At 65.5% G+C, this 1,881-nt stretch carries 2 protein-coding genes; one reads left to right on the top strand and one right to left on the bottom strand.

Annotated features, from left to right (window positions below):
- A partial coding sequence (locus J0A65_RS22810; RefSeq protein WP_206596596.1) for an HlyD family secretion protein occupies positions 1-455 on the top strand: 455 nt, incomplete at its 5' end.
- 47 nt (positions 456-502) lie between these two features.
- On the opposite strand, the gene J0A65_RS22805 is transcribed toward J0A65_RS22810, so the two are convergent.
- Positions 503-1,630, bottom strand: coding sequence for a DsbA family protein (locus J0A65_RS22805; RefSeq protein ID WP_206596595.1), 1,128 nt, complete (start codon positions 1,628-1,630; stop codon positions 503-505).
- Positions 1,631-1,881: the final 251 nt, after the last annotated feature.

The raw sequence follows: 1,881 nt of genomic DNA, 5'->3' as shown, positions 1-1,881 counted from the left end.
CAGACCGTGAACTGGCGACCCTCAACCTGCAGCGAGCCGATCTCTACGCGCCGGTGGACGGGGTGGTCACCAATTTCTCGCTACGTCCGGGCGCCTACGCCAGCGCCGGACAGCCGGTCATGACCCTGGTCGACAGCAGCAGCTTCTATGTCGCCGGCTATTTCGAAGAAACCAAGCTGGCGCAGATCAGCGAGCAAGCCAAGGCCATCATCTGGGTCATGGGCGAGCCGCAGCCACTGCGCGGTCATGTGGAAGGCTTGTCAGCCGGGATCAACGACAGCGAGCGCAGCACGGCGTCTGGCACGCTGCTGGCGAACGTGAATCCGACCTTCAGCTGGATTCGCCTGGCGCAACGCATCCCCGTACGCATCGCTATCGACGAGATACCGGAAGGCATGAAGCTGGTAGCTGGACGAACCGTTTCGGTCAGTCTGGAGCCAAGTCCGCTCCCCTGAGTCTGAGGCGGACAACTGACTCGACGCCGAATGAAGCACGGCGTCACTCAACCCTGCCGGGTCAGTTGACCTATCAGGTCCTGCTCCAGCATCCAGATACGATCCTGCCCCCACAGGGCCGGCAAGTCGTCGATGCGAAACGAGGGTACGCCCCAGAGTCCTTCACCCAGCATCTCGCTCCGGTTGGCCTCGGCGACTGCCCGCCAGCTCGGGTCGGCCAGGGCAACGGCGAGCTCATCCGGGTCCAGCCCTGCACGCTGGGCGATCCGGGCCAGGCCGCGGTCCGAGCCGGCGTCGATCCCTTCGGCGAATACGCCCCTCAGGAACGACTCCAGGAACTCGGGCCCTTTGCCCTGGCCGATGGCATGCTGGAGCAGTGCCAGGCCGCGCTCCGTTGGCGCCCCGAGCGGGTCGGCAATCGTCCCGAACGGCAGCCCCAGGCGTTCCGCCTCGCGCTTGGTGTCGCGAAGGATGTAGAGCCGCTTCTCGAGGGGGACGGGCAAACCGCGCATGACCATCGGCAGCACGAATCTCAGCCTGAGCTCAGCGCCATAGTGCTCGGCCAGTTGCCTTATGCGGGGCGTCGCAATCCAGGTGTAAGGGCTGCGCAGCGAGCAGAAGAAATGCAGCACCGGCGCTTGCGTGCTGCTCACACCCTCCTCCAGCAGCAGATCCGGCGGTGCAACGAGGGGCTGAAGGCCGGCCTCGGCCAGGCCTGCGTCTGCCAGCCTGCGCTCCAGATGATGCAGGCGATCGATCCCCCAGTACCACTCGCCCTCGAAGTAGAAGGTCGCGCCCAGGTAGTGCCCCAGTCGTTGGCGCAGCTCGCCGCCATCGGGCGCGGAAAATTCGCGGACGGGCGCCAGTTTGAAGTGGCCTGCCAGCCGCCGCGCATCACGCGCCGACCATTCGCCAAGCCTCGCGAGGTCGGGGGCATTCTCCATCGAGGGCGGTGGCACGAGGTGACTGGCGATCCGCACCCGGTAACGCTGCTGAAGCTGCGGCAGCAACGAGGCGGTCAGGTGGCTGTACGGGTCATCCGCCTGATGGAAGTAATGCACCACCGGCTCCTGCCCCTGCAATCGCCTTGGCACGGCGGCCAGGCGCCATCGCCAGTCACGCAGGGTCGGGCTGGTGAGCGTTCGCGTCAGGGTGCGAGAGATGGCTGCTTTCAACTGCGACTCCTGCCGACACCCGTCATCCGCGCCGCGGGCGTCGTGATTATTGTTCTGCCGAGTGCCGCTGTCCTGGTGGCCAGGCGTCAGGTTCAGCGTGCGGAATGGGTATAGACGTTATGAGCTTCGGCAGTCGATCTCAATGACCTGGCAAGCCATGTGTGTATCCAGACCCGAGTACCCAGGATTGCCGGCAGGTTCGAGGGCCCGAATGGCATGGCCGCTGCTCTTCCAGCGCCGCAGCACCGTAT

The sequence above is a fragment of the Bowmanella yangjiangensis genome (genome assembly GCF_017255015.1).
Classification (GTDB): Bacteria; Pseudomonadota; Gammaproteobacteria; order Enterobacterales; family Alteromonadaceae; genus Bowmanella; species Bowmanella yangjiangensis.
Note: the sequence above shows the minus strand (reverse complement) of the source record. Positions and strands in the feature narration are given on the sequence as shown.